Origin of the sequence: Snodgrassella alvi, assembly GCF_002777425.1 — a bacterium.
In the GTDB taxonomy this organism is placed as follows: Bacteria; Pseudomonadota; Gammaproteobacteria; order Burkholderiales; family Neisseriaceae; genus Snodgrassella; species Snodgrassella alvi_B.
Window position 1 is genome coordinate 168534 of sequence record NZ_MDVC01000107.1, and the last position, 19840, is coordinate 188373.

17 protein-coding genes are annotated in these 19840 nt (G+C 36.0%); 10 read left to right on the forward strand and 7 right to left on the reverse strand.

Features of this window, described 5'->3' with window-relative positions; genetic code table 11:
• Nucleotides 1–21: 21 nt before the first annotated feature.
• Both BGI33_RS10975 and BGI33_RS10980 read left to right on the forward strand, forming a co-directional pair.
• On the forward strand, nucleotides 22–828 hold the full coding sequence (locus BGI33_RS10975; RefSeq protein WP_100091221.1) for a sulfite exporter TauE/SafE family protein: 807 nt from the start codon (nucleotides 22–24) through the stop codon (nucleotides 826–828).
• Nucleotides 829–852: 24 nt separating this feature from the next.
• Nucleotides 853–1488, forward strand: a complete 636-nt coding sequence (locus tag BGI33_RS10980) for an MBL fold metallo-hydrolase (protein WP_100091222.1) — start codon at nucleotides 853–855, stop codon at nucleotides 1486–1488.
• Between the two features lie 201 nt (nucleotides 1489–1689).
• Here the strand turns inward: BGI33_RS10980 and BGI33_RS10985 are convergent, their stop codons facing one another.
• The 5 genes from BGI33_RS10985 to rfbB all read right to left on the reverse strand — a co-directional run bounded on the left by BGI33_RS10985 (nucleotide 1690) and on the right by rfbB (nucleotide 7687).
• The gene (locus BGI33_RS10985) at nucleotides 1690–2964 is read right to left on the reverse strand and encodes an AmpG family muropeptide MFS transporter (protein ID WP_100091261.1); all 1275 of its coding nucleotides are present in this window, start codon (nucleotides 2962–2964) and stop codon (nucleotides 1690–1692) included.
• Between the two features lie 227 nt (nucleotides 2965–3191).
• Complete coding sequence (rmuC, locus tag BGI33_RS10990) at nucleotides 3192–4811, reverse strand: DNA recombination protein RmuC (RefSeq protein ID WP_100091224.1); 1620 nt, start codon at nucleotides 4809–4811, stop codon at nucleotides 3192–3194.
• A gap of 236 nt (nucleotides 4812–5047) precedes the next feature.
• Nucleotides 5048–5614 (reverse strand): dTDP-4-dehydrorhamnose 3,5-epimerase, encoded by a 567-nt coding sequence (gene rfbC, locus BGI33_RS10995; RefSeq protein WP_100091225.1) that lies wholly within the window; start codon nucleotides 5612–5614, stop codon nucleotides 5048–5050.
• Nucleotides 5611–6507, reverse strand: a complete 897-nt coding sequence (rfbA, locus tag BGI33_RS11000; protein ID WP_100091226.1) for a glucose-1-phosphate thymidylyltransferase RfbA — start codon at nucleotides 6505–6507, stop codon at nucleotides 5611–5613. Before rfbA ends, rfbC begins: the two co-directional genes overlap by 4 nt.
• Nucleotides 6508–6673: 166 nt before the next feature.
• Complete coding sequence (gene rfbB, locus BGI33_RS11005; protein WP_100091227.1) at nucleotides 6674–7687, reverse strand: dTDP-glucose 4,6-dehydratase; 1014 nt, start codon at nucleotides 7685–7687, stop codon at nucleotides 6674–6676.
• Between the two features lie 167 nt (nucleotides 7688–7854).
• Here rfbB and BGI33_RS11010 point away from each other — a divergent pair, with 167 nt between their 5' ends.
• From BGI33_RS11010 to BGI33_RS11045, 8 genes are all read left to right on the forward strand, one after another.
• Nucleotides 7855–9249, forward strand: coding sequence for a mannose-1-phosphate guanylyltransferase/mannose-6-phosphate isomerase (locus BGI33_RS11010; protein WP_100091228.1), 1395 nt, complete (start codon nucleotides 7855–7857; stop codon nucleotides 9247–9249).
• 259 nt (nucleotides 9250–9508) lie between these two features.
• Entirely contained in the window at nucleotides 9509–10360 is an 852-nt protein-coding gene (locus BGI33_RS11015; RefSeq protein WP_100091229.1) for a glycosyltransferase family 32 protein, read from the forward strand.
• 16 nt (nucleotides 10361–10376) lie between these two features.
• Nucleotides 10377–11657, forward strand: coding sequence for a glycosyltransferase family 4 protein (locus BGI33_RS11020; protein ID WP_100091230.1), 1281 nt, complete (start codon nucleotides 10377–10379; stop codon nucleotides 11655–11657).
• Nucleotides 11658–11702: 45 nt separating this feature from the next.
• The gene (locus BGI33_RS11025) at nucleotides 11703–13667 is read left to right on the forward strand and encodes a glycosyltransferase (protein ID WP_100091231.1); all 1965 of its coding nucleotides are present in this window, start codon (nucleotides 11703–11705) and stop codon (nucleotides 13665–13667) included.
• A 21-nt stretch (nucleotides 13668–13688) separates the two neighbouring features.
• Nucleotides 13689–15452, forward strand: a complete 1764-nt coding sequence (gene msbA / locus BGI33_RS11030) for a lipid A export permease/ATP-binding protein MsbA (protein WP_100091232.1) — start codon at nucleotides 13689–13691, stop codon at nucleotides 15450–15452.
• 80 nt (nucleotides 15453–15532) lie between these two features.
• Nucleotides 15533–16315 carry a putative nucleotide-diphospho-sugar transferase gene (locus BGI33_RS11035; protein ID WP_100091234.1) on the forward strand — a complete coding sequence of 261 codons (783 nt, stop codon included), beginning with the start codon at nucleotides 15533–15535 and terminating at the stop codon, nucleotides 16313–16315.
• A gap of 81 nt (nucleotides 16316–16396) precedes the next feature.
• On the forward strand, nucleotides 16397–17221 hold the full coding sequence (locus BGI33_RS11040) for a glycosyltransferase family 25 protein (RefSeq protein WP_100091235.1): 825 nt from the start codon (nucleotides 16397–16399) through the stop codon (nucleotides 17219–17221).
• Nucleotides 17222–17233: 12 nt separating this feature from the next.
• Nucleotides 17234–18226, forward strand: coding sequence for a glycosyltransferase family 2 protein (locus BGI33_RS11045; RefSeq protein WP_100091236.1), 993 nt, complete (start codon nucleotides 17234–17236; stop codon nucleotides 18224–18226).
• An 8-nt stretch (nucleotides 18227–18234) separates the two neighbouring features.
• Here BGI33_RS11045 and BGI33_RS11050 read toward each other — a convergent pair whose 3' ends face one another.
• Together BGI33_RS11050 and BGI33_RS11055 are read right to left on the reverse strand one after the other, a co-directional pair.
• A complete protein-coding gene (locus BGI33_RS11050; protein WP_100091237.1) occupies nucleotides 18235–18807 on the reverse strand; it encodes a hypothetical protein in 573 nt (190 codons plus the stop codon).
• Nucleotides 18808–18820: 13 nt separating this feature from the next.
• On the reverse strand, nucleotides 18821–19567 hold the full coding sequence (locus BGI33_RS11055) for a glycosyltransferase (RefSeq protein ID WP_100091262.1): 747 nt from the start codon (nucleotides 19565–19567) through the stop codon (nucleotides 18821–18823).
• Nucleotides 19568–19840: the final 273 nt, after the last annotated feature.

Below are 19840 nucleotides of genomic sequence, written 5' to 3' on the forward strand. Positions count from 1 at the left end.
TACTGTTTAATCAACTTGCCTATGGAACTGCTTACTTATTTATTAATAGGTGCTGTAGCAGGCTTTGCCGCCGGCCTGTTTGGGGTTGGCGGTGGATTGATTGTCGTACCTATTTTGTATATCGTTTTTATGCATGCTGGCTATGGCGAGGCTGTAAGCATGCATCTGGCTCTAGGAACATCATTGGCTACCATCATGGTTACTTCTATCAGTTCCATGCTGGCCCACAATAAAAACCATGCAGTACTGTGGCTGGTAGTAGGGCGGTTAACTCCCGGGCTCATACTGGGTTCATTCGGAGGTGCAGCCATTGCTGATGCTTTATCTGGTCAGAAGCTACAACTGGTTATTGGTATTTTTACCCTGTTTGTTGGTATCAACATGTTTCGCAGTGCTCAGATAAAAATCAGTGTGCAGCATAGACAATCAATTAATCCAAACTGGCATTGGTTTGCTGGCGCTGTTATCGGCATAGCCTCCGCCTTATTTGGCATTGGTGGCGGCAGCTTAACCGTGCCCTATCTGAATCGCAGCGGGCTGGCCATGCAACAGGCTGTCGGTACCTCTGCTGCCTGTGGCTTGCCAATTGCAGTTGCAGGTGCTTTAGGCTTTATGTTTTTTGGTGTGCATGAGCAAATTCATATAGCCCATACCATTGGCTATGTCCATATTTATGCTTTTATTGGCATCAGTATAATGAGCTTTATCACGGCCAGACAGGGAGCAAAAGTAGCACATCGGCTTTCACCAGCTATATTGAAAAAATGTTTTGCCTGTTTATTATTGTTTATGAGCATGTATTTTTTAAGCAAGGCTCTGTTATTATAGATAGGTAGCGAGGTAAAGGAAAAAATGGCTTTACAAATGCAGGTTATACCCGTGACACCGTTTCAACAGAATGCGGCGTTACTATGGGATGATGTTAGCCGCGACGCAGTATTAACAGATGTTGGTGGCGAGGCTGAACGTTTACTAAGCGCAGTAGACAAGCATCAGCTTAAACTACAGGCAATCTGGTTAACACATGGCCATCTTGACCATGCTAGTGGCGTAGCAGATCTAATTGCCCAGCACACTGTTCCAGTATTGGGGCCACATCAGGCAGACGATTACTGGTTGCAGGCATTGCCAGAAGTTACTGCTAATTATGGCTTTCCTGTTAGTCAGCCACTAACGCCTACCCGTTGGTTACAGGATGGTGATAAATTAACTGTTGGCGAACATACATTCGTTGTCTATCACATACCTGGGCATACACCCGGCCATGTCGTATTTTACAGCCAGGCCAATAGCCTGCTAATTGCTGGTGATGTTTTATTTCGGGAATCTATTGGCCGTACTGACTTCCCGGGTGGGAATCATACTGATTTAATCCGTGGGATTCAGAGTAAATTGTTTACTTTGCCCGATGATACTCGGGTTTTGCCGGGGCATGGATTTATGACTACTATTGGTCATGAAAAAGAACACAATCCATTTTTGCGGTAATCAGGCCACTACTTATTTTTATCATACTCAAATTTAAATATCGGAAAATAACCAGAAGTATAGAGAATGTCTATAATAGTGTCTTGATAAACGTAATTTATATATAAATCAAAAATTTAGCTAATGCGTATCAATTGCAGACAAATGTCTGGTAATGCTTCTTGTGCATTAAATCACGGGTAATAAATATTCAAACATTGGTTATTCTTTATCCCATGGCGCAACTTTCACTAATAACAGCATACCCGGTAAGGCCAGAAAAAAACATAACCAGAAAAAGCTCACATAGCCCATCCAGTTAATCAAATAGCCTGTGGTCGCATTAATCAGAGTTCTTGGTATCGCAGCCAAACTGGTAAATAATGCCAGTTGTGTTGCCGTAAAGGCAGGGTTGGTTTCACGCGCCATATAAGCCACAAAAGCAGCCGTACCCAAACCTACACCAATAGCTTCAAAACCAATAACAGTAGCCAGTATCAACAGTTGTTTTGCGCCGATAACAGCAAAAGGCCCCTGACTAGCCAGCCAGGCAAAACCCAGAATAGAAAAAACCTGTACCAGCCCGAATATCCAAAGAGCACGATTAATGCCCAGTTTAATCATCCAGATACCGCCCAGAATACCAGCAATAATCGTTGGCCATAAACCAGCATTTTTAGCAATCAGACCAATATTTTCGTTACTAAAGCCCATATCCAGATAAAAAGGCGTAGCCAGTGCAGTAGCCATACTGTCACCAAGTTTATACAGGAAAATAAAAAACAGTACCAGCAAGGCATTTTTAACTCCCTTGCGTAGAAAAAATTCTTTAAAAGGCTCAATAACTGTCTCTTCAAGAGACTTGGGTGTCGTTGCTGGCAACTTTGGCTCGTTTGCCAGCAAGAGCGTCATCAACATACCCGGCAGCATAAATAATGCTGTAATAGCAAATACCGTTGACCATGGATATATATCAGCCAGAATGAGCGCCAAAGAGCCGGGTACCAGTACAGCAATACGATAGGCATTAACATGAATCGCATTACCCAATCCAAGCTCATTGTCCTGTAATATTTCACGCCGGAAAGCATCCAATACAATATCCTGACTGGCAGCAAAAAAAGCCACAAGCAGAGACAGAATTATAATTGCAGTTTTGTTCTGCTGCGGATTAAGCTCCGTATAGCCTAGTAATGTCAGCAATAGGGCAACCTGTGTGACAAACATCCAGCCACGTCGTCTTCCCAACCATGGAAAATGAACTACATCCATCAGTGGCGACCATAAGAATTTCCAGGTAAAAGGTAAACCAACAATTGAAAACAGGCCAATAGTAGCTAAATCTACACCTTCATTACGTAGCCATGCCGGAATCAGATTAATCAGAAAATATAACGGTAAACCAGAACTAAAACCGGTAAACACACAAATCAGCATATGACGGCTGAAAATTTTATGCCATAAAGATTCAGTTAATTGAGTATTGTTCTGATTCATACAGATATAATCCAACAGCAAATCACACATGCCCGAAAAATCTGCATAAATCTCAATTTTTTATGCAATTGGCACAAATTGTTAAAAAAGAAAACAGAATAGTTATAAATAACTATTGTACGCCAGTTTGAAATAGCATAAAGCTCTGTGTACCCTGGCTTATAGCAGGTACTATTTAAATCATTAATATAAAACAGATAATTAAATCATAAATCCATAGAGCTTTTTCAGAGAGAATCTGTAGTGGCCACAGGCAATTCTTCTTCGTCTTCTTCCAGACATTGATAGTTTTCAGGCAAATTTTTACTGCTTTGCACACCCAATTGACGCAATTTATTGGCCTTGCTCACCAGATTCCCGCGGCCACTTACCAATTGTCCCATGGCCTTCTGAAATTGTCCCTGTGCCTGATCCAGATTTTTACCCACACCTTCCAGAGTATTCACAAATCCAACAAATTTGTCATACAACTTGCCACCTTCTTTGGCAATAATCAAAGCATTCTGATTTTGTTGTTCACTACGCCAGATATGAGCAATCGTACGAAGCGTAGCCAGCAAAGTACTAGGGCCAACCAGCATAATCCGCTTTTGAAAGCAGTCATCAAATAGCTGATTATCCTGTTGCAGGGCAAGTAAATAGGCAGGTTCAACCGGAATAAACATAAACACAAAATCCAGCGTGTTTAGTCCATCTATTTCATCATAGCATTTGGCCGAAAGCTCTTTAATGTGCTGGCGTACCGACTGAATATGCGCGGCCAGTGCCTTATCAGCACTACTGGCATCAGTGGCCTGAGTATAGCGAACATAAGCTGTAAGCGAGGTTTTAGCATCAATAACTATCTGTTTATTTTCTGGTAAATTTACCAGTACATCCGGTTGCAAGCGGCGCTGGCGGCCAAACTCATCAATAACAGTGGAAGACGCCTGTAAAACATATTCACGCCCCTTATGCAAACCAGAATTTTCCAATACCTTTTCCAGAATCATTTCACCCCAGTTACCCTGATTCTTATTCTGGGTACCAGACAGAGCATCAGTAAGCGCTTTGGCATCACTATGTAATTGTGCATTCAGTTGCTGCAAGTGTTTCAGCTCAGTTTCCAGAGTAGTCCGCTCTTTAGCTTCTTTTTCATAGGTATTTTGCACCAGTTGACTAAACCCTTGCATGCGTTCGTGCAAAGGATTCAGCAGTTGACTAAGACTAGCCTGATTCTGCTCACTAAAGCGTTTACTTTTCTCTTCCAGAATATCATTAGCCAGCGACTTAAACTGATCACTGAGACTAGCACGAGCCTCATTTAACAGTGTCAGTTTTTCTTCATATGCTTCACGTTCATGCTGGAGCTGCGTCGCCAGACGGCTATTTTCCACACGGGCATGATTTAATTCTGCCTGAACTTGCGTATACTCTTCTTCACGCAAGCGCCATTCCTCACTTCGCAATAGCCAGTCCTGTAACTGTTGTTCTGCTGCAGCCAGTTTAGTAGAAATAGCTTGATATTGTTCCGAGGCTAAACGATATTGCTGCCGCTCATGTTGTAATGTTTCTTGAACATTGATTAATTGGGTATTAACAGCCTCAGCAGCACTCAAACGCTTGTGAACAAGCTGTAATTCCTGACGGCAGTGGCTCAGTTCAGTTTCATTATTCTGATTAATTTGTTGTAAATTATTTGCTTCTGTTTGAATACGAACCAGTTCATTTGTTGCTTCCGATAGACGCACGTGCCCAGCCTGACGTTCCTGCAATAATTTTTGGCGTGAAATTAAATGGACAACAGCAGAAACCAGTATAAGTGCAATAATCCAAATCAGCCAGATGCCTAAAGTAACAGCTGTCATAATAAAATAATACCAAAAACTAATGCAAAGAGAGCAACAATAATATCATGGCCGTATTTTTACAGGAACTTATTTAAAAATAGGGATTCAACAATCTGAATAAATCAGCTTTCTCAGCAAATTTGTCTTTAGACTTTAATTTGAATATTTATAAAAAATAAATAGTTAACTGATATTATGATTAATACTAAAAGAGTGCAAGCAATAACACTTTTAATGTGGTTCCAAGAAACTAACTATATATACGTTTTAAAATGTGCGAAATTTGGAGCCTGAGCATCTTTAATTGTCTGACTAACTACCATATCTGAGCTTATAGGCCAAGAAATAGCTAGTTCGGGGTCATTCCAGAGCAGACTGCGCTCACATTCTTTGGAATAAAAATCAGTTGTTTTATATAAAAATTGTGTATTATTTTCCATGGCGATAAAACCATGAGCAAAACCTGCAGGTATCCAGAGTTGTCGAAGATTGGTTGCAGAAAGTTCAACTCCATACCATTGGCCAAATGTAGGGGAGTCTGGACGTATATCAACTGCTACATCCCAAACACTCCCCTGAACAACACGAACCAGCTTACCCTGTTCATGTGGTGAGATTTGATAATGCAAGCCCCGTATCACACCTTTGTGCGATAGGGAGTGATTGTCCTGCACAAAAATTGGACAAGGCAGATCGCGCTCTTGCAAAACCTGCTCAAACTGGTTTTGATTGAAGCTTTCCATAAACCAGCCACGATCATCGTTGAATACCAGTGGTTCAATGATTAATAAGCCTTTAATCGGTGTGTCGATCACATTCACGATAGGTCTTTCTTGCGATATTCATTGTAGATTCGCCATAAATATTGTCCATAATTAGTTTTAGATAAGAATTGGCTACGTTCATATAATTGATCAGCAGTAATCCATCCATTATTAAAAGCGATTTCTTCAAGGCAGGCTATTTTTAAACCTTGTTGGTTTTCAGTTATCTGCACAAACTGACTGGCTTCAATTAAAGAGTTGTGAGTTCCCATGTCTATCCAAGTAAAACCACGATCTAATAATTCAACATTTAACTGTTGCTGTTTCAAATAAATATTATTAATATCAGTTATTTCTAGTTCTTTTCGTGCAGAAGGGGTGATTTTTTTTGCTATTTCAACAACTTGATTATCGTAAAAATATAAACCAGTGACTGCATAATGAGACTTCGGTTTAACTGGTTTTTCTTCAAGCGACAATATATTTCTGTAATCATCAAACTCAATTATGCCAAATCTTTCAGGATCATTAACATAATACCCAAAAATAGTAGCACCAATTTGCCGTTTATAAGCTACGTTTAACTGTTGACGAAAATTTTGTCCGTAGAAAATATTATCACCTAATATCAGAGTCACATTATCATTACCAATAAAATCCTCTGCCAGAATGAATGCTTGAGCCAACCCATCGGGAGAGGGTTGTGTTTGATAACTAATCTGGATACCAAATTGACTGCCATCACCAAATAATTTTTTAAAATTGGGTAAATCACAAGGAGTTGTAATAATTAAAATATCACGGATATAGGCTAGCATCAAAACAGAAAGTGGATAATAAACCATAGGTTTATCATAGATAGGAAGCAGCTGTTTTGATACAGCGATAGTAACAGGATAGAGCCTTGATCCTATACCTCCAGCAATAACGATACCTTTTCGAGGGGGCATTGGTAATAGCATGAAATATGAACTTTATAAATAATGAATAAATATAATATATATCTATTAATTTTAAATGAATCTAATACTAGAATATATAATATTTATATTTTCCAATGTATTATGTCAGAATTTAAGTAAAAATTTAATTTTCCTGAATTAGATCATATATTATTTATTTGTGAGCTAAACTGTTAATCCATTGTTGATTATTCAAGTACCAAGTAATTGTTTTATACAAAGCAGAATGAAACGATTCTTTGGGCTTCCAGTTTAACTCACTCTCAATTTTAGATGCATCTAAAGCATAACGAAAATCATGTCCCTGACGATCAGTAGTATAAGTAATTAGATTTGTATAACTTTCTGATTTTATTTCGGATAAAATATCACATATAGTATGAATGACTTCGATATTCTGATACTCATTATATCCACTAATATGATAGGTCTCTCCAATCCGCCCACTGTTTGCAACAGTATATAATGCGTCTACATGATCCGTAACATATAGCCAATCACGAACCTGTTTTCCATTGCCATAGACTGGAATGGGTTTATTATTTAATGCATTTAATATAGTTAGGGGGATCAATTTTTCAGGGTGTTGATAAGGACCAAAATTATTTGTGCAATGGGAAATAACAACTGGTATATCGTACGTCCGAAACCATGCTCTTACCAAATGATCAGCACTGGCTTTGCTGGCAGAATAAGGAGAGCTTGGAGAATATGCAGATTGTTCAGTGCATGGGGACATAGTGGGCAGCAAATCCCCATAAACTTCATCTGTTGAGATATGATGGAAACGGAAATTTTGTTGATCAACATAACTGAGTTGCTGGCAGTAATTGCGAATTACTTCAAGTAAAGTGTAAGTGCCGACTATATTTGTTTCAATAAATATCGAAGGTGTGTCAATCGAGCGATCTACATGGGTTTCAGCGGCGAAATGCATCACAATATTTGGTTTGAACTCATTAAATAAATTCGTTAATGCGGTATGATTGCAAATATCTGTAGCAGAAAATTGATAACGTGGACTATGAACCACATCTGATAATGAATTTAAATTTCCTGCGTAAGTAAGTTTATCAATATTCAAAACACAATGATTAGTTTGATTGATCAGAAAACGAATCATTGCGGAACCAATGAAACCGGCTCCTCCAGTTATTAAAAATTTCATATTCTGCGGATTTAAAGATTAAAGTGATATTATAAAATTAACTAGTCAAAGGGATTACTATTTTAGCATTGTAAAATTATCTAAGAATAGGAATCCTTATATGATCAGTTTCAGTATAATGTATGGTAATCTCTACATAAAATTTATGCAAAATAACGGTTTTAATAATGATTAACATTATACTTTGTGGTGGGCAAGGCACGCGTCTTTGGCCAATTAGCAGAAATGCACAGCCAAAACAATATATTCCCTTAATTGAAGGGCAGTCACTGTTTCAGAAAACAGTTTGCTATAACAAAGAATTATGTGACCGATTCTATTTAATAACGAATCAAGATCAATATTTTCTATCAAAAGAGCAATTAAGTCATCTTAATAGTATAGATAATAGCCAATTCTTAATTGAACCAATAGGTCGTAATACTGCTCCTGCTATTGCCTTGGCCTGTCTGGATTTACATGAAGACGATATAGTGCTGGTTACTCCATCGGATCATTTAATTACCCAACAACACAATTATCAGAATGTTTTGCAAAAAGCTAAAGACACAGCAGAGAAAGGTTTTTTAGTAACCATTGGCGTAACACCTACATCTCCTGAAACAGGTTATGGTTATATTGAGTGTGATACTGTTAATAATGATGAAATACTGGATGTAACCAGATTTCACGAAAAACCAAATGCCCAAACGGCGTTGCAGTATATTTCTTCAGGAAAATTTTATTGGAATGCCGGAATATTTTGCTTTAAAGCAGGTGTTTTCTTGAACGAATTGTCGTTATATGCTCCTGAAATATTGAATGCGTGTATTTTAGCATCTAAAAATGCAGAGCGTAAGGATAATGTTAATCAGATTTCCTTGGAAGACATGCAGAATATTCCAGAAAACAGTATTGATTATGCGGTTTTGGAAAAATCGAAAATAATAAAAATGATCCCCGCTCAATTTGGTTGGTCAGACTTAGGATGTTTCGATGCATTAGATCAAATACTACCTAAAGATGAGCAGGGAAATACAACCGATCAGCATTATATTGGGTTAAATAGCCATAATAATCTAATTCTCGGCCATGATCGTGCTATTGCCACAATAGATATAAACGATTGTATAATTGTTGACACACCTGATGCATTGTTGATTGCTAATAAAGGCTCTTCACAAAAAGTTAAACAACTAATAAACGAGTTAGAAAAAAATAATAAAAAGCTTTTACTAGAGCATAAAACCATGTATAGGCCATGGGGTAGCTATACAGTTTTAGAGGATGTTGATGGATATAAAATCAAACGTATTGAAGTTAAACCCGGAAAGCGTTTATCATTGCAGCGGCATTGGCATCGAAGCGAACACTGGATAGTGGTTTCTGGCACGGCTACTGTCACCATTGGTGATGATTCATATTTTGTTCGTCCTAATGAGAGTACCTATATACGTATGGGGGAGGTACATCGTTTGGCCAATGATGGCAAAATACCAGTTGTACTAATTGAAGCTCAAGTGGGTGAATATACTGGAGAAGATGATATAGAGCGTTTGGAAGATGATTTCAAACGATGCTGAATCATACATAGTAAAATATAGATATTGAAATATTATGTTCAAACATAATGCTGCTCTTGCATAATTAAGTTTGTGAAATATAGAGATATTTTATATTAATTTAGTTGGACGGAAGATTATTTATATTAACAAATCTTCCGTTTAAATATGATTAATTCTATAGCAGGTAAAGTTAGTTTTTTCACCGTTTAATTTTATAAATTTATTAAGCTTAAAAAGTGAACAAAGTTATAATCTTTACCCGGCTACATTGTACTACATGCTTATTATGTCATTGAAAAAGTATCAAATTGGTTTAAATAAAGGACTGCACAGTCTAAGTCTGCCCATCGTATCACAAGGAAAAGCTATTCCAAAAGTGATCTATCAGACTTATAAGGATTGGGAGAGTCTTAAGCCTGAATGGTATGAAAATATTGATCATATCTGTGAGTTGAATCCCCAATGGAAATATCATTTTTTTGATGATAAAGCAGTTGAAGAATTTATATTGCAAGAGTATGGAAAAGAAATATTAGAAGTATACTTGTCTATTTCGCCTGAATTAGGTCCTGCTAGAGCAGACCTATTTCGCTATTTACTGATATATAAAAGAGGAGGAGTTTACTTAGATATCAAAACAACGTTAACTCAACCTTTAGATAAGGTTTTACAACAAGATGATGTGTTTATACTATCACACTGGTACAATCAAGTGCATCAGCCCAAAGAGCTGGTTCGCTTAAATTATCAGGAAGATATTCAATGGACTATATTATCAGCAGCAGGCCATCCATTTGTACGTCAGGTTTTAAATTATGTATTGGGAAATTTACAAGTATATAATCCATGGTTACATGGTGTGGGTAAACGTGCGGTGCTAAGAATTACAGGTCCATATGCTTATACTTGTGCGATTGAGCCGATTAAATATAAATACCCCCACAGATTTGTAAATGTAACGGAAAATCTTGGTATTGTTTACTCAATGTATGAGTTGATAAACTGTTCACCACTTGATCATCCGAGTCAGCAACATGCATTAGATAAAAATCATTATTCACATAGTAGACAATTAGTAGTAGACAAAAATAACTTAAGTTTTTGGCTATATAGATTTCTAAAAAAATAAGTTTGCAGGTATTAAAATGTTATGGCTTCATTTATCAAACATTACGTATGTGGCTCGATTGACAGGTATTCCACGTACTGAATACGAAACATTTATACTTGCTCTGCAAAAGCGAAATGCAGGGGAAAAAATTAAATTTTGTACTTATTGCGCAGACCGAGGATTTATTGAACTTGGTACCAAAGAAGTTAATGATATTATACACAGATTTGAGTCGATTCAAAGAGATGGTCTCAGTCATTATTATGCACATGAGCAAAGTAAACGCAAAAAACAACGTTGTTTAAAAAATTTTTGTAAGCAACGGTGGAATAAAACCAAACTCAGTATTCAAAAAAGGATTCATGTTCTGAATAGATACTTTAATAAATTTTATTATCCATTTTCACAAGACGATACAATCATATCAGTTGGCTTGAATATCAATTCTAAAGATATGGACGAACTTGCTTATATTAAGCAAAAAAAATCTTTATACATTAAGGTTTTCTGTCATGATATTATTCCAATAACCCATTCTGGTTTGGTTACAAAAGAAGCTCATGAAAAATTTACTGCTTATTTCCAAAAGTTGGCAAAGATAGCGAATTTTTTTTATTGTAATTCATATTACACTCAGTCTGAACTAAAAAATTATTTAAAAAAAAATAACTGTAAAATTCCACCTATAGAAGTTGTTCATTTGGGTTGTGACATAAAGATTATTGATGGTAAGCAGGAAGTGAATGAATCAATAAAAAAAATTCTACCTGAAAAGTTCTTATTGTTTGTTTCTACAATAGAGATTAGAAAGAATCATCGGGTATTGTATGAAGCATATTCAGCATTAATTAATCGAAAAATCGAAAATTTGCCGAAGCTCTTGTTTGTCGGACAAAAAGGGTGGATGGTTGACGATTTATTAAAAAAATTGTCCAAAGATGAACGAGTTCAAGGTAAAATTTTAATTTTCGATAATGTTACAGACAATGAATTGGCACTTTTTTATCAACACTGCTTATTTACTTTATATCCATCATTTGTAGAAGGATATGGTTTACCAATTGCTGAAAGTCTTGCTTATGGCAAATACTGCCTAGCTGCAAATACAAGTTCATTAATGGAGGTTGGTCAAGATTTCATAGATTATCTTGATCCCACCGATGTACAGGCATGGATAGATAAATTAGAATTCTTATTTAAAAATAAAAAGTATATTTTAGATAAAGAAAAAAAAATTAGAAATAAATACTGCCAAACTTCTTGGCAAGAAAGTGCAGAGTTAATTTTAAATAGTGCTAAAAAGCCTATAACCTAATTTAAATTAATGTGATATATATGTAGTATTTGACTGGGAAGTAATATGAGTAAGGGTAAAATTATATTTGATATTAGTGAAGCAATTATATTTTTGAATAAGAATAATTGTTATTCGGGAATCCAGCGAGTCGTATCTATGGTGATTAACGAGTTTCACAAAATTTATAAAGATGAAGATTTGTGGGTGGGATTTCTTAACGAAAATAAACAAGAATATTTTGGCATAAAATTATCTCATTTGGAATTTAATGATTGGGCTTCGCCTATTGCAACCAAGAATTTACTGAAGAAAATAAAAATTATTGGAGCTATTGATTTGCTAAAGAAATATCACAATAATAAAATAAAATACTATTTTCATCGAACTCGTTTAGATATTGCTGCATTAGCTCGTTACCAAGGCTTATTTCAAAACAAGGAGATGACTATTTCAGATTGGCAAGTTTTTCGTCAATCTAATGTAGCAGACAGTAAGGTTCAGAAGTTAGGTGATATTTTACAATCAGGGGACAGATTAGTACTTTTAGACTCTACATGGAAAAAAAGCTATACAGATTGCTATAAGATTATCAAATCCAAAGGAGTAAAAATATTTACTCTAGTTCATGATCTTATACCTTTTTTATGCCCTCATTATGTTGATGGAGGGACTACAAAAATATTTTATAATTGGTTAGTAAATTCAATAGAGTATACTGACTGTTATCTGGCTAATTCACAGTATACACGTAATGATTTACGAAAATTCTTGCAAAGTCAGGATTGCACGACCCCCATTAAAACTATGCCTTTGGTACAAGTTGGTTTATTGAAAGGATTTAATCCATCACGTAGGAAAATCAAACAAATTAACTCTTTGCCTACTGGTTTAGAATTCGATAACATAGTTAATACAAGTATGCGTTGTAAATCAATGTTAGCTGAACCTTTTGTTTTATGTATTGCATCAAATACACATAATGAAGAAATAATTGCTTTGTTATTGGTATGGAAAAGGATGTTAGATAAGGGTGAATATGATATTCCGCGTTTGATTTTAAGTTTAGATATAAATAATTCTGACTTTGAAATTCAAGATTTTTTAAAAAAAACTTATAATTTAAATGGATATGTTTCATTATTTGACGATCTGAACGAAAACGAGTTAGTAGTACTGATTGAAAAAAGTCTTTTTGTAATAGTTCCTATAATTAATAACAGCTATTTATTATCTATAGAAAAAGCTTTTGCTAATGATAAAATCGTTCTTATATCTGATAAACCGCAATTCTTATCAAATTTAAACCGAAATCTAGTTAAAATTTGTAATTTTTTATCAATTGATGTTCTTCAAAGTATTTTAACAAAAATTATATTTAATAAAACTTACCGACAAGATAATACATCATTAGTGACCAAATGCAGTCCATATAATACATTGTATCAAAAACTGGATTTGTCAGATATTCCGTCTTCTATGTCAGATAGTAATGCATATGTATTACATGTCGGTACGCTTGAGGTTCGAAAGAATGTATGGCGGTTAGTATTAGCTTGGAAGAAATTACTAGAAAGTGGGAAAAAAAACCTCCCTCGTTTAGTTTTGGCTGGTCGAAAAGGTTGGTTTAATGAAAAATTATGGATTTTATTAGAAGGAACAGAAAATTTATATGGTCATGTGGTAATCTTGAATAAAGTCAGCGATGAAGAACTAGATATACTTTATAGAAACTGTCTATTTACTGCAATGATTAGTACCTATGAAGGATGGGGATTACCCGTAGGTGAATCTCTGGCTTATGGAAAAACATCGGTAGTTGCTAATAGTACTTCTCTGCCAGAGGTTGGTATGGATTTAGTCGAATACTGTGATCCTTTATCCGTAGATAGTATTGCTGATGCCGCAGAAAAATTGATATATGATTCAGATTATCGTCAATTTTTGGAAAGCAAAATACAGAATGCGAAATTAAGAAATTGGGCAGATGTAGCACATGATCTAGCTGAGGTTTTGCAGATAACACATTAAATGGATTGTGATTTTAAGTGAATGAAAAACGAAAAATTAATTGATTTATATACACCACAAAAATTATATAAACGATTGTTTCCCTATATGCGCGGATTATTGAAATATTTTTTTATTTCCGTGTTGGCAATGGTTGTTGTGGGTGTAACAGGGCCTTTATTTGCTTCTTTGCTCAAACCTATTATTGATAATGGGTTTGTAGAGAAGAATTTAGAGCTTATGAAATGGATTCCTCTGGAAATAATAGGATTATTTATATTCAGGGGAATTGCTAATTATATTAATGAATATACTAGTGCTTATATTTCAAATCGGATGGTGCAAGTCATTCAGAGAGATTTATTTGCAAAAATGATGATGTTACCGGTCGGCTATTATCAAGAGAATAGTAGGGGACGGATGATGTCTAGGATTACCAATGATGCTCGTGGTATAACTGCTGCTGGTTTTGATGTTATAACGGTATTGGCCAAAGATGGCGTAACTGTTTTAGGGCTTTTAGCATGGCTATTTTATTTAGATTGGCAGCTGACACTTATTACGTTTGCAACAATACCTTTGATTGCTTTGTGTGTCCGTGTAATTAATAAACGTATCAGAAGTTTAGCCTCTAAGAGTCAGAATGATTTAGGTCAAGTTATGCAGATCTTGTCTGAATCAATAGACGGTACTCGCGTTGTCCGCGTATACGGTGGTCAGGAATATGAGCAAAATCGTTTGGATATAACCAATAAAACTCTAAGAAGTTTGGCTGTTCGTCGTCAATCTTACACATCTATTGGTAGTGCCGTTACTCAATTATTGATTGCTTCGTCATTGTCTTTAATTCTTTATGTGGCTGCTCGCAGAGCAACGCATTCAGGGTTTACTGCGGGCGATTTTATGTCATTTTTGTCAGCAATGCTGATGATGTTTGATCCGCTTAAACGGATTACCAATATGTCTTCTGTATTACAAGGTGGCCTAATGGCTGCAGATAGTGTATTTCGTTTTCTAGATGAATCAGAGGAGAAAAATCAGGGTAAGGCATATTTGTCAGCACCTATTGGCGATATAGTTTTTGATGATGTTGTATTATGCTATTCTAATTCTGATAAGAATGCCATTCATCATTTAAATTTAACAGTTAAGCAAGGTACAGTTGTTGCATTGGTTGGTGAATCAGGCTGTGGCAAAACTTCTACAGTAAATTTAATACCTCGTTTTTATGATGTGACAAGTGGGGAATTGAGTATTGGTGGTATAAATATTCAGGATTTTGAACTGAAAAATCTCCGATCTCAAATGGCATTGGTGAGTCAGGACGTTGTTTTGTTTAATGACACAATTGCTAATAATATTGCTTATGGTACCCCACATGCTACAGAAGAGGATATTATTCAGGCGGCTAGAGCAGCAAATGCATGGACATTCATTGAAAATATGCCGTTAGGTTTAAAAACGCAGGTTGGGGATCAGGGTATGAAACTCTCTGGCGGACAACGTCAGCGAATTGCAATTGCCAGAGCATTATTAAAAGATGCTCCTATACTTATTTTGGATGAAGCAACCAGTGCATTAGACACTGAATCGGAAAGATTGGTTCAAGCCGCGTTGGATACATTAATGAAAAATCGAACAACTATTGTTATTGCGCATCGTCTTTCAACAATTGAAAATGCGGACAATATTGTTGTGATGCATCAAGGTCAAATTGTAGAGCAAGGCAGGCATAAGGAATTGCTTGAAAAAAATGGTCGGTATGCTTTTTTGCATAAAATGCAGTTTGGCGATCAGCGTCATTAAATTAATTAGGTTTATAACGCCAATAATGGTTTGTCAAATTTGAGAATCACTGATTAAATTAAAGAAGTATGTAACTTATAATGATTATATTGAATCGAAAACGTGCATGGAATTCTTATCTTAAACAAGCAAGAATTCCTTTTCCTACTATTGTGAGTGATGCAATGAAAGCATTACCTATGTCCAACATAACAGTAGTGGCTTATCATACTAATGATACTTTCTATACTCAAGAAGCAAAACGACTATGTGCTTCTGCTGCTCGTCTTAATATTCCAATAAAAATTACAGTAGTTGAAGATCAGGGTGGTTGGGTAAAAAATACATCATTTAAATCCGCGTTCCTGAAAAAAGAGCGGGCAGAAATTCGTGGTGCTATATTATATGTAGATGTTGATGCAGTTTTTCATCGCTCGCCTTTGGAGTCCTTGGTTAATTTAAATTGTGATATTGCTGTTTGCTATGATGTTCAAGATAAGCACTTAATGTCGGGTACATTGTTTTTGCAAGATACACCAGAAGCTATGCAATTGATGACTGAGTGGAATAAGGAGTGTCAGCAGAGAGCGAGCGTATGGGATCAACGAGTATTACAGGATATTTTAATTAATGATAGAACCTTATCGGAACCAATATATCGGGTTAGTGAATTACCCGTAGAATATTGTTGGATTTTTGATCGTGAATGTAATTTGAAGCAGAATATAGATCGTGTCTATATTGAACATTTACAGGCCAGCCGTAGCATTCAAGACGAGCAGATTCGCCAAAAAAAATTTAGATGGTTAAGCTTAAGAAAAAAAAGTGTGCAACGCCGTATTGATCGTGTGACAGAAGTAGAAACTATTTTATTTCCGAAATAGCTTTATATGGTTTAAGGTTACTATAAGAAAGTATATATAATAATTTAATGTATATTAGATCAAACTCAAAAATCTGTTGCTATGATTTCCGCTCTAGTTATTAATCTTGATCATTCACCAGATCGCTTGGCTTTTCAGCAGCAGCAGCTGGCTAAATTAAATCTTCCTATGCAAAGACTGGAGGCTATTCGAAGTACTGAGATCGCGCATAGTTATTATGAAACCTTGGCAAATGGCTGGGAGCGGAAAATGTCTTCAGCAGAAGTTGCTTGTTTTCTCAGTCATAAAGCTGCATGGCAATATGTAGCTGATTCAAATAAGCCTTGGTTGATAATGGAGGATGACGCGCTTTTGTCTCGAAGTGTCCCTGCAATTTTACATGAACTTATTAATCAAGAAGATAAGATAGATTATGTAACGTTGGAGACCAGATATCGACGAAAATGGTTAGATAAAGAATCAATTCATTTGGTTGGGGAGTATCAATTACGCCGTTTATATCAGGATCGTAGTGGTGCTGCGGCTTATATATTATTTCCGTCAGGTGCTAAAAAACTGTTGGATAAGGCACAACGATGTGCGCCAGCATTGGCTGATGCTTTTTTGTGTTGTTCTTATGAGTTGAATTCGTGGCAGGTTTATCCAGCTGCAGCTATTCAGTTGGATCAGTGCAGTAATTATGATTTAGATTTCGCAAATCCTTTTATATCTACAATAACGCCATTAAATTATTCAAGGATTGAAGCTAATAATTGTGTGGATTACTGGCGTTTTAAAGTTCGCCGGGTAGCTGCACAATTGCGTATGGGATTACGACAGTTATCTGTTTGTAGACGTGCAGAACGTGTAATGGTACCAATTCAAAAAAATGATTATGAATATAAGTCAGATTTGAATTGTAAATAATGAAAGACAATAATGCAGTTAAGTATTTTAATTCCTGTTTATAATGTTGCTGCATATTTGCCGGATTTGTTGCAGGATTTACTACCAAAACTACCTTTGAATACAGAGGTTATTTTTTATGATGATGCATCTCCAGATAATTCGATAGCTATCATCGAAGAGTTTTTGCTCTCTTATCCTTGTGTTCAAATACGTATATTACGTGGGAATGAGAATATTGGTTTAACCCGTGCTCGCGAACAGTTATTGCGGGCAAGTAACGCCAACTATATATGGTTTGTAGATTCTGATGATAAAGTTGATAGTGCAGTTTTAGCTGAAATTCTTTTGAGTTTAAGTCAAAATCAACCGGATGTATTGGTATTTGATTATGATGTTTTTTATGATGGTAGTAATCAGCTTAAACATCATGAAACATTGTCTTTTTATCCTAAAAATACTTTAGTACAAACATCAGGAAAAAAAATTTATCGTACGGCAATTTTGGATGGTAGACATTATTTCTGGAATAAAATATTCCGGCGTGAATTAATAATTGATATTGTTTCCTATGATATTCCTGCATATGAGGATATTGCTTATACTCCTGTATTATTAAGTAAATGTCAGAGTTTTTATTATTTGGCACGAGTGGTAGTACATTATCGTATCAGGAAAGATTCGATTGCGCAAAAACTGGGCTTGCAACAGGTTTATGGTTTAAAAGCGTATATACAACAAGCGTTGTATGCTGATAAAGTGGTTGGAGATAAGAAGAGCCAAGCATATTTATTATATAAGGCCTGTATTTATTATTATAGGTTGATAAGCAAAATAAATAAGGTGGAGATGTCGCAGGTAGATAGGAAAAAATATATAGAACTGTTAACGAAATTCTATACAGAAAAACCTATTTCGGAATGGAAAATTATTCTTTTATTGTGTAAGGTTCGTATGTATGGAAAAGCGGTTAAGTTAATGTATAAAAGTTTTAACTCAAAAGCATTTTATACCAGAGATAAGTAATAAAAATTTTATAGTCTTTCGATTTTCTTTTCGTTTATCCAGTGTGTAATCAGACGTTTTTCTCCGTCCCATTGATGTTCGCACCACCCTTCATTAGTAAAATTATGTATAATTATTTTATTTCTTGAAAAATATTGTAATATATAGTCAATTGCTAAGATGCCTGTACTGGGTAGTTTATGTGCAAGCAAATAAGCGCAATGTGTATATATGGCTGTGGGTAAATAGTTAATTTGATATTGATCCAGATGTGAGCGTTTTATCCACTTGGGAAAGCGCCAGCGATATTTGATTCTTTTATGTAAAGGTATTTTTTGGTAACGGCTGTACCAGATATCATTTTTGTTGTAGCGAAAAAAAATCTGAGTATTCGGTTTAAAGAATTGATGCTCAATAGTGAGGTGACGAATTTGAGTATAGCCATTGGCTATAAACACCCAGTCTGCCATGAGTGTACAGTTTGGATTAGGATTGTTAAAGCGGACTACGATGTCGTCTTCATTAATCAGGTGTGCAATAGAGTTCTGTTCGTTAGCATTGCCGATGATAAAGAATTTACTGTGTGGTTGTACTGTTTTCATAGTAGTGGTGTTTTTATTGCCAATAACTTTTTAGCCATGGAGCCGGTAAGACTTTACGGTACCATTTTCCGCCGCCGCCTCTGATGGCATCTGGCGGGTTGACTTCGCCATGAAAAACGATGATTTTGCCGTAATTGGGTTTTTCCGGTGGCTTCCATAAAGCATAAGGCATTTTTTTTAATACATTATATTTATAACTCAAACACCAGTTATCCGGCCAGTAGCTAAGTCGGTGGTTTTCACGCACATACCAGGATAAAAATGCCTGCTCATGGCGAAATTGCTGCCGGATGTGTTGGAAATGCTTACGGAAGTAATCCATTAAATCTGGTAATGCACCAATCTGGAATCGATATACCGAGCTGTTGCCAACTTTTCGCCATGGTTTTTTCCAGTCACGGATAATCCATACTTCGTCGTCTTGGCTGGAAGGATGGGTGAAGAAACAGTCAATGTTATCGATAATAACAATGTCAATGTCAAGAAACAGGGCTGTACCCTGTAATCCGTACAGGTTGGCACTAAAGGTGGTGAGTTTGTTCCAGCCGCGTTCTGGCAGGCCATTGGGCAAGTCTAAAGGTATCAGTGGATGACACTGAACAGCTGGATCGATGCCTTTGGTGTCATCGGTCAAGCAAATCATGGTAAACGGGAGTGTCAAGTGGCGTTTTACCATGTTGTAGAGACGATTGACGTATTCGGCACCGTATTTTTGCCCCCATTTCATACATAGAATGTAATTTTGTGAAGGTTTGTCCATTGTTTGTTTCGTCTGGGCGGTTCTGGATGGTGCAGTATAACATTTTAGAATTATATGCTGTTTGATCTGCATGATGCATGTTAATAAATAACTGATATTTTTTAACTGTTTCTAGCTGTTTTATTGATTATTCGTTGTTTTAGGCTAGTTTAATGCTAAACTTGTTATTCTGCCGATAAGCTGAAATGGGTTTCTGTTAAGGTTTAATGGCGCTATGAAAATGAATTGAAACGGGTTTTATGGGGCATGATTTGCTACTGGTGAATTTGTGTG

What these genes read in the sequence shown, in the direction of transcription:
- BGI33_RS10975 (WP_100091221.1), top strand. Translation starts at nt 22, where the DNA reads ATGGAACTGCTTACTTATTTATTAATAGGTGCTGTAGCAGGCTTTGCC.
- BGI33_RS10980 (WP_100091222.1), top strand. Translation starts at nt 853, where the DNA reads ATGGCTTTACAAATGCAGGTTATACCCGTGACACCGTTTCAACAGAAT.
- BGI33_RS10985 (WP_100091261.1), bottom strand. Translation starts at nt 2,964, where the DNA reads ATGAATCAGAACAATACTCAATTAACTGAATCTTTATGGCATAAAATT.
- rmuC (WP_100091224.1), bottom strand. Translation starts at nt 4,811, where the DNA reads ATGACAGCTGTTACTTTAGGCATCTGGCTGATTTGGATTATTGCACTT.
- rfbA (WP_100091226.1), bottom strand. Translation starts at nt 6,507, where the DNA reads ATGCCCCCTCGAAAAGGTATCGTTATTGCTGGAGGTATAGGATCAAGG.
- rfbB (WP_100091227.1), bottom strand. Translation starts at nt 7,687, where the DNA reads ATGAAATTTTTAATAACTGGAGGAGCCGGTTTCATTGGTTCCGCAATG.
- BGI33_RS11010 (WP_100091228.1), top strand. Translation starts at nt 7,855, where the DNA reads ATGATTAACATTATACTTTGTGGTGGGCAAGGCACGCGTCTTTGGCCA.
- BGI33_RS11015 (WP_100091229.1), top strand. Translation starts at nt 9,509, where the DNA reads ATGCTTATTATGTCATTGAAAAAGTATCAAATTGGTTTAAATAAAGGA.
- BGI33_RS11020 (WP_100091230.1), top strand. Translation starts at nt 10,377, where the DNA reads ATGTTATGGCTTCATTTATCAAACATTACGTATGTGGCTCGATTGACA.
- BGI33_RS11025 (WP_100091231.1), top strand. Translation starts at nt 11,703, where the DNA reads ATGAGTAAGGGTAAAATTATATTTGATATTAGTGAAGCAATTATATTT.
- msbA (WP_100091232.1), top strand. Translation starts at nt 13,689, where the DNA reads ATGAAAAACGAAAAATTAATTGATTTATATACACCACAAAAATTATAT.
- BGI33_RS11035 (WP_100091234.1), top strand. Translation starts at nt 15,533, where the DNA reads ATGATTATATTGAATCGAAAACGTGCATGGAATTCTTATCTTAAACAA.
- BGI33_RS11040 (WP_100091235.1), top strand. Translation starts at nt 16,397, where the DNA reads ATGATTTCCGCTCTAGTTATTAATCTTGATCATTCACCAGATCGCTTG.
- BGI33_RS11045 (WP_100091236.1), top strand. Translation starts at nt 17,234, where the DNA reads ATGCAGTTAAGTATTTTAATTCCTGTTTATAATGTTGCTGCATATTTG.
- BGI33_RS11050 (WP_100091237.1), bottom strand. Translation starts at nt 18,807, where the DNA reads ATGAAAACAGTACAACCACACAGTAAATTCTTTATCATCGGCAATGCT.
- BGI33_RS11055 (WP_100091262.1), bottom strand. Translation starts at nt 19,567, where the DNA reads ATGGACAAACCTTCACAAAATTACATTCTATGTATGAAATGGGGGCAA.